This is a genomic window from Nostoc sp. (genome assembly GCF_041747015.1).
Lineage (GTDB): Bacteria > Cyanobacteriota > Cyanobacteriia > Cyanobacteriales > Nostocaceae > Nostoc.
Genome location: NZ_JBGTFY010000348.1, coordinates 40028 through 48756, shown reverse-complemented (window position 1 = coordinate 48756; position 8729 = coordinate 40028). Strand labels below are relative to the sequence as shown.

At 43.5% G+C, this 8729-nt stretch carries 4 protein-coding genes; 3 read left to right on the top strand and 1 reads right to left on the bottom strand.

Annotation, left to right across the window (positions count from 1 at the left end):
• Positions 1-344: 344 nt before the first annotated feature.
• Entirely contained in the window at positions 345-1685 is a 1341-nt protein-coding gene (gene ctpB, locus ACEW80_RS27980; RefSeq protein ID WP_373529729.1) for a carboxyl-terminal processing protease CtpB, read from the bottom strand.
• 313 nt (positions 1686-1998) lie between these two features.
• Here ctpB and ACEW80_RS27975 point away from each other — a divergent pair, with 313 nt between their 5' ends.
• The 3 genes from ACEW80_RS27975 (at position 1999) to ACEW80_RS27965 (ending at position 8275) form a co-directional block, all read left to right on the top strand.
• Complete coding sequence (locus tag ACEW80_RS27975; RefSeq protein ID WP_373529728.1) at positions 1999-2697, top strand: YdcF family protein; 699 nt, start codon at positions 1999-2001, stop codon at positions 2695-2697.
• A gap of 475 nt (positions 2698-3172) precedes the next feature.
• Positions 3173-4966 carry a ShlB/FhaC/HecB family hemolysin secretion/activation protein gene (locus ACEW80_RS27970; RefSeq protein ID WP_373529727.1) on the top strand — a complete coding sequence of 598 codons (1794 nt, stop codon included), beginning with the start codon at positions 3173-3175 and terminating at the stop codon, positions 4964-4966.
• A 672-nt stretch (positions 4967-5638) separates the two neighbouring features.
• Positions 5639-8275 carry an EAL domain-containing protein gene (locus tag ACEW80_RS27965; RefSeq protein WP_373529726.1) on the top strand — a complete coding sequence of 879 codons (2637 nt, stop codon included), beginning with the start codon at positions 5639-5641 and terminating at the stop codon, positions 8273-8275.
• Positions 8276-8729 lie beyond the last annotated feature (454 nt).

Sequence of the window (8729 nt, the reverse complement as noted above, 5' to 3'; positions counted from 1 at the left end):
ATCCCGTCGGACATTAACTGAGCTTTGCTTATACTGCACGTCATGCCCTGGCGCACAGTTTGTAGCTTGCTTCCCCGTTCGCGCAGCGTCCCGTAGGGAAGGGGTACAAGTACAAAAAGTATGTTCTACCTTGGTACCGCTCGGACTCAAATTCATTCTGTTAGCGGATAGCTAAGGTTTAGCCCATTCTGACCCTTTTCTGCGAGAGGCTACGCCTTAAGCGAAGCTATGCCGCAGGCTTTACGGCAGGCTCAGGGCATCGCTCCTGACTCCTGAATTCTGCTTTCATAACTCCAAAAACCTGGATTTGGGAATATATCAACATTTAGTAACAAATCACTCACTTAAAATTTCAAGTCACCAGCGCGGCTCATGGGTCGAGTGGGTTGATTTGCCGGGGGTTGGGCGAAGTTATTAGCGGATAGAATTGCGATCGCCCGGGCATATTGCGGATCACTCTTAGTTCCGATTAAATCTGGATTAGAAGCCAACTGCCGCTCTTGTGGCTCTGTCAAGTCTACCTTAATATCTGGCGTAATCCCTTTATGGTTTATATCAGTTCCCGCAGGTGTGTAGTAACGGGCAATGGTGACAGCCAAGCCAGAACCATCTGCGAGTTCATGAACTGACTGAACCAAAGCTTTACCAAAGGTTTGACCGCCGACAACTACTGCGCGTTTATTATCTTTAAGTGCGCCTGTGAGGATTTCGCTCGCACTAGCTGAATTACCATCAACTAATACCGCTAAGGGACGATTTGTTAGAGCAGTGCGATTGGCTTTAGTTTCCTCAGTGCTGCCCACACGGTCTACTGTCTTGACAATTGCGCCGTTATCGTACCACATCCGAGCAATTTCAATGCTCGACTGCAACAAACCGCCAGGATTTCCTCGCAAATCCAGTACATAAGAATCAACTTTCTTACCGTTCAAATCGCGGATGGCTCGTTGCATTTGCTCTGCGGCGTGAGAGCTAAATTCTCGCAAGCGAATATAGCCAATGCGCCGATTCCCTTCTTGTTTAAGGGTATAACGTACCGTTGGCACTTCAATATTTGCCCTTGTCAACTTCACATCAAAGGCACTTTGCCTCATCCGTCCCAGCCGTAGCTTGATGGAAGTACCCGCTTTGCCGCGAATTAGCTTGGAGGCATCATCCACTTTCATCTTGAGAGTGGGTTTGCCGTCAATTGCCAAAATTTCATCGCCTGCTTTAATCCCAGCTTTCAGGGCTGGGGAATTCTCTATGGCTTCGACAACAGTGAGCCGCTTAGTTTTTTCATTCACTTCCATCCGAATACCAATGCCGGAGACTTCTCCAGATGTTTGGCTAGTCAGAGCTTCAAACTGTTTGGGATCTAAAAACCGGGTGTAAGGATCTCCCAACTTTTGTAAAGCTTCGCGGATGGCAACATAAGCTTCTTCCCGAGAAGAATAGTCTTTACTCAACAGGCTTTGCCTGGTTGCTTGCCAATTTTGTTGATTAAATTTGCCATCGACATATTCACGATTCACCAGTTGCCAAACTTGGTCAACTATTGCTTTTGGGCTGTCTTGTAGGGTTAGGGCAGCACGGACACCGCGAGTCCAAGCAGAGCCGAACACAGACATAGTAGTAGTCGTGGCGATCGCTCCACCAATCAAGGCTACTTGGAGCAGCGAGTAACTTTTCGCAGATTGTTTCATGTATATCAGATGAAATAATAGTGTTGTTGACAGTCTAGCAATCAGGCTTTCCAGAAATTTTTAAGTTTTTATACTCCAAAATTAGCTATGATATCCTCATCATTTTTCTCGTTTAATGATGCCGAAAATACTGCATTTGTTATTAACAATCATTTCTCAGTTTGTAAGCCTTCTTTGGAAGGCTATACTAACCGTGTGACACTTTGATTAGCGTCATGTTTGCACTTTAGATTACTTTCATAAAGATAGCACTTTCAGCACTGAATTGCATTACTGTTGCACAGTTATCAAATCAGCTTTTCTTACTTAAGTCATGAAACGCAAATTTACTATCAAATCACTAATTTCCATTACAGAAAACTTTAATAATCTGTGGCACTTGTTACAAAAACTAACTTTTGGATTGTATTTTGTCATAGGGACTTGGCTAGTTTTTACTACTATAACCTTAGTTTTCGCTTCTTTTAGGCCAGTAGATGCCTTCTTTGTACTTGGTGGCAGCATTCGTCGAGAAATTTATGTCGTCCAACAAGCAAAACAATACCCGCAAATTCCAATCTTGATTTCTCATGGTTCTCCTGACCCTTGTATATGGTTAATTTTTCAGCGTGAATTAGCAGACTTACAAAACGTTTGGTTAGAAAAATGCGCTAATTCTACCTTTGAAAATTTTTATTATAGTATTCTGATTCTGCGGCGTTGGGGAGTGCATAAAGTCATGTTGATTACTTCCCAGAGTCATTTACCCAGAGCTAAATGGATGGCACAGATTCTTTTGGGCGCTCACGGTATTTGGGTAGAGCCAGAGATTGTTCAGGAGTCGGGTATTCCTGGTAATCGTGAATCTAGGCTGAAGACTGGACTAGATTTAGGGCGCAGCTTATTTTGGGCGATTTTAAGTCAAATTATTCAACCGCAATGCTTAAATGTCACCAGACTTGCCGAGGTGGATATGCAAGCTTGGCAGCATCGAGGTTTTAAGTGTGAACGCCAAGGAGAATTAACAAGATGAAGGAGATGGAGTGATTTTACACGACTAAAATGAATAATTAACGATTTATAAACGCGATCGCTGTCTGGTATGATTAAAAATTAGCCTAGAGTTACTTGCAGAGCAATGCTATGGCATAAATTCGGTGGCGATTGAGGGTGAAGATGCGATCGCCGCAACACAGACGCGCTTTTAACAATTCCCGGTATCTCAGGTAACTATAGCGTTAGTGCAGAAGCGCCAGAAAGAGAGTAGTTTAACTGGTTTCGATGTAGACGGTTTCACTCATACGGAAGGGCTTTCTAGCCTCCCCATTCTAACCTGAATTACCGCTTGTTCTCTTCAGGGATATAGTTACCCACATTTATGCAACGCCAACTTTTATATTGAGGTTTGCCGAAGATATCAACTTTAGCGACAAAAGATGAAGTAAGATTCACATCTGAGGCAGTCTTCGTATAATCCCATAGTTCCTGACAAAAAATAGTCCAGTGCGATGATCGATAAATATCCTCAAAATTTTATATTGTCCTGCTTACCTCTGAGTATGCTTGTATTGTTCAGCTGTATATCTTCTAGTACACTAAAAGCTCAGACTATTGATACTACACAATTACTAACTAGTAATTTCATCCTGTCACAACAACTCCCATTGCCACAGGATATCCAGCCACCTGCACCTTCCCCACTTCCCTCACCCGAACTGCCACAGCCACTCCCCCCACCAGCCGAACTATTTCCCCCCTCTACCCCAATTCCTACACCTGAGGAACCACAACCTAGCAATTTTCCTCAAACTATTATTGTTGAACGGTTTGAAGTTATTGGTAGCACAGTTTTCACTCTGGAAGAATTAGCCCAAGCCACTGCTGAATTTACCAAACGACCAATATCACTGACTGAAGTGTATCAGGCACGCTCTAAAATTACTGACTTATACATCAAAAATGGTTACATTACTTCTGGTGCCTACATTCCACCTCAAACAATTCAATCCGGTGTCGTCAAAATTCAAGTAATTGAAGGTAAGTTGGAAGACATCCAGGTAACTGGTACTCGGCGATTGAATCCCAATTATGTCCGTAGCCGACTAGCAATAGCTACATCACCGCCTCTCAATCGGCAGCGTTTACTAGAGGCACTGCAACTTCTGCAACTTAATCCTTTGATTCAAAACCTGTCTGCTGAACTCTCAGCAGGATCACGGACTGGTGCAAGTCTCTTAGAAGTCAAGATCAGCGAGGCAAAAACCTTTAGTAGTCAAATAGTTCTTGATAATGGGCGATCGCCTAGTGTTGGCAGTTTCCGACGCCGATTACAATTGAATGAAGCCAACTTACTCGGATTGGGAGATGGTCTGAGTTTAGGATACACCAACACTGATGGTAGCAACTCCTTTGACGCTAGTTACACATTGCCTCTGAATCCCCGCAACGGCACACTTACCTTCAACTATAGCGTCACATCAAGTAATGTCATCGAACCTGATTTCGCTTTTCTAGACATCGAATCGGCATCTCGCTACTACGAACTGACATTCCGGCAGCCCATAGTTCAAACTCCTACACAAGAATTCGCTCTTGGGTTAACAGCTTCCCGACGGGAAAGTGATATCTCATCTCTATTACAAAGAGAAGGGTTTCCCGGCTTTATACTTTCGCCTGGTGCTGATGATCAGGGACGCACCAGGGTATCTGCGTTGCAATTTTTTCAAGAATGGACGAGTCGTAACAGCCGTGAAGTCATCGCCCTACGATCTCAATTTAGTTTGGGCATAGATGCGTTGAATGCCACGATTAATCAAAATCCTCCCGATAGCCGTTTTTTGGCTTGGCAAGGGCAGGCGCAGTGGGCACGCCTTTTAGCTCCTGAAACTTTATTGTTATTACGTTTAAATACTCAACTAGCATCCAGAACACTTTTGCCTATTGAGCAATTTGGTTTAGGTGGGCAGGATAGTATTCGAGGCTATCGCCAAGATTACCTCTTGACGGATAATGCCACTTTTGTTTCTGCTGAAGTTCAAATACCGATTCTGCGCTTATCTCAGATAGATAGCACCTTGCAGGTCGTTCCCTTTGTTGATTTTGGTGTTGGCTGGAACAGTTCTGGTAGAGAGAATCCCGACCCTAATACCCTAGCTGCCGTTGGTTTGGGGTTGCGTTGGTCACAGGGCGATCGCTTCACCATTCGTCTTGATTGGGGCATTCCTTTAGTATCTGTTAACTCCAATGAGAGAACATTGCAAGAAAAAGGGCTATATTTTAGTTTACTCTATAATCCTTTTTAAAATTTAGGGATTGATTCTCCTTCCCATCTCTACGAGACACTGCGCGTAGCTTGTTTCCCGTTCGCGTAGCGGCGACCACAGGAGAAGGGTACGGCGCTGCTCAGTGATCACGCCAACGGTTCCCGCCATTGAAGCAACTAGCGTGCAATTTCCAATGGCCAGATATTTTTCCCAGTGGGATGCACCAAGTTAATTTTATTCTTGCCTTGCTACTATCTATTTCGCAAAATTTCGTGAAGCGCTACTATTGGACTAATTAAAAAATAAAAATAAGACGGTTATTTATATAATTTGAAATTTCCCCACCACTCAGAATAAAAATCCGCAAATATACCATATATTCTATTCGGTGTTTGATCTTATTCTGGGTATCCTAAGAAAGGAAAGGTTAGATGATAGATTCCAAGAAAAAAAGTTGACAACTTATGTATGAGTTGAGAAAACAGCTAGAACTTATACCGCAAAAACTGATTAAACAATTAGCCATCTCATTCCAAAAAATCAATCCTGAGCAAAAGGGCTGGAATACAGCCTCATAGCAATTTTGAGATCATAGATGGCAAAAATTTAATTGAGCAAAATTTTGCCATCTGTGGAGCCTAAAACTCGAAAGTTATGAAAGCAGTATTTTTCAGACTAAGACATAAAGATATGAGACTTTGAGGAACAGCCATGCTAGGAAATGAGCGGGAAAAAATACGCCATCTGTTAGTTATTCAAGACCAGAAAGGGCGGCGGACTATCCCCCTGCAAGAGACTACTTATTCTCTGGGGCGGCATTCCGCAAACACTATTGTCCTAACTTCCCGGTCAGTATCAATGCAACATGCAATTTTATTGCGAGTAACTGTTCCAGAGACTGACCAATATGGCTTCCAGATTATTGATGGCAACTACAAAGGAAAAGGAAGTACTAATGGCTTATTCGTGAATGGCACTAAATGCTTCTCTCACAACCTCAGGCATTGCGATATCATTGCCTTTGGTAATAATCAAGCTCAAGCTAAATATTATGCTATTTCCAACCTCTCCGAACAAGCATTTTCGGAATTTTGTGATGTTGAAGACTTATCTGATTTCCTGTCAGAGCAAGCCAGTTATGCTAATCCTTTTCAAACCTTAGCTATTGATCCCACCTTTGAAGCAGCTAGTGAATCTGCCCTAGCTCGCCTAGCATCTTTCCCTGAACTTATCCCCAATCCAATTATTGAGATGGATTTCGAGGGAAAAGTGACTTATCTCAATCCAGCCGCAACTCTCAAGTTTCCCAAACTTAGGGAAATTGGAACCAAACACCCCATCTTAACAGGACTTTTAAGTGCAGTTAAAAATCTAGAAAAAAATTCTTTTGTGCGGGAGGTAGAAGTAGGCACAGAAGTTTTTGAACAATCCGTTCTCTACCTTCCTGAAAGTGATTTAATTAGAACTTTTATTATTAGGGATATTACAGAGCAAAAGCAAGTCACAGCCGAACTCCACCAGCGCGATCGCTTATTACAGGCAGTTGCAGAAGCCGCCAATTATTTGCTAGGCGAAATGAATTACGAAACTGGTATTGATCTAGCTCTAGCTGTATTGGGTGAAGCTGCCAAGGCAGATCGTACCTATCTTTTTCAGAATCATCTCCATCCTGATACAGGGGAAATAGCAGTGAGTCTACGGTTTGAATGGACACAATCCTTTATTGAACCTACCCAGCACCATTGGCAGAATCAGCCTTATCAAGCTTCTGAATTAGCTCGTTGGTACACTGTTCTCTCTAGCGGTCAGGCGATTAGCGGACTCACCCAAAATTTTCCTGTCGCCGAACAAGAATTCCTGATTCGAGATGGCATTCAATCCCTTCTCCTGGTGCCTCTCCGGTTGGAAAATGAATTCTGGGGTTATCTTGGCTTGGCAGACTGCACCTTTGAGCGTCATTGGTCAAAGCACGAAGAATCTACCCTTTTGACGCTGGCTGCCAGTATCACTGGTGCGCGGCAGCGTCAACAGGCAGAAGAAAAGATTCGCTATCAAGCCCTCCATGACGTGCTGACAGGGTTGCCCAATCGCCTACTATTTAACGAGATGCTTGGCAAAACCTTGTCCAACGCAATTCGCAATGGGGAAAGTTTAGCTGTGATCTTCCTCGACTTGGATCGCTTTAAGGTGATCAATGACACTTTGGGGCATACACTGGGAGACCAGTTATTACAAAGCGTTGCTCAAAGATTAAAAGACTCACTTAGAAAGGGAGATACCGTAGCTCGTTGGGGAGGCGATGAATTCATTATTTTACTTCCCAGAGTCAGTAATATCGAGGAGATAACCCAGGTGGCACAAAGAATCTTACAAATGTTAGAGGATGCGTTCCATCTTCAAGGGCATGAACTTTATGTAAGTGCTAGCCTTGGTATTGCGTTACTTGATCACAATAGTCCTGACGCCGAAATACTAATCCAGCACGCTGATGCTGCTTTGTACCATGCTAAAGACCAAGGGCGGAATAACTACCAATTTTACAGTGTTTCCCTAAACGCTAAGAATCCTGAACTCCTGACTTTAGAGAAGAGCTTGCGCTATGCCTTAGAACGCAAAGAATTTTCGGTGTATTATCAACCTCGTGTGAACATTGCCACAGAACAAATTACTGGTATGGAAGCTCTGTTGCGTTGGCAGCACCCAGAGATGGGATTGGTCGCGCCCAATGTTTTCATTCCCCTCGCTGAAGAAAGTGGATTAATTATTCCCATAGGCGAATGGGTGCTGCGGACAGCTTGTAGCCAAAATAAGATATGGCAAGATGCAGGATTACCACCCCTGATGATCGCTGTTAATTTTTCTCTTAAGCAGTTCCGTCAACCCAATTTGCTGGAGACTATAGCCCAAATTTTAGAACAAACGGGGCTAGAGCCACACTTTTTGGAGTTAGAAATTACCGAAAGCACGGTCATTGAGGATCTAAACTTCACCATAATGGTGTTACATGAACTACAGCAAATGGGCGTTCACATCTCCATCGATGACTTTGGTATTGGCCATTCTTCCCTCTCCCGCATACAGCTTTTGCCACTCCACAATCTTAAAATCGACAAGTCTTTTGTCCAAGATTTGACGCATGATATCAAAGTAGCTCATATTATTAAGGCCATAGTTAGCTTGGGGCATAGCTTGGGGTTGAAGCTGATAGCCGAAGGGGTAGAAAAGAAAGAGGAACTGGAGTTTTTGAAATCTATCAACTGCGAAGATGTCCAGGGCTTTCTATTCTACCGACCACTTTCTGCCCAGAAAGCAACAGAAATTCTCGAAGGTAAACGACCAACACTCTAGCTTTCAAAAATCAAATTTCGGCGTTGCTGAATTGAAGTATAAAATTTCAAAATCGAGTTTAAAACTCTTACTTTGCGTCTTTGCGCGGCAGCCGCTACAACAACGAGGCAGCGCGGTTTTCTCCCTTTCCGAGAAGGGGAGACGCTAAAAGCGTTAGCGAGTCCGCGTACTCTTACAGAGAAGCAAGCTACGCTTTTAGCGTCTCGTAGAGAGCGTCTGGGGTTTTTTCCCATGAGTGACTGCCGTGGGAACCCCCCGAAGTTGCTTCTATTTGCAACGCGCTGTCTTACAGGGCTATTTCATTCTAGGCATAAACCGCTCAAAACTAAAGTTCCTTTTCTTATAGCTAAAGTCCGTTTTAACGGACTATAACATGAGTCTCAGTCGTCTTTAGACGAATGAGTGCTATTAGACTCAGAATTCATTCTGAGGCGGGCTAGATGAGAATGAAATA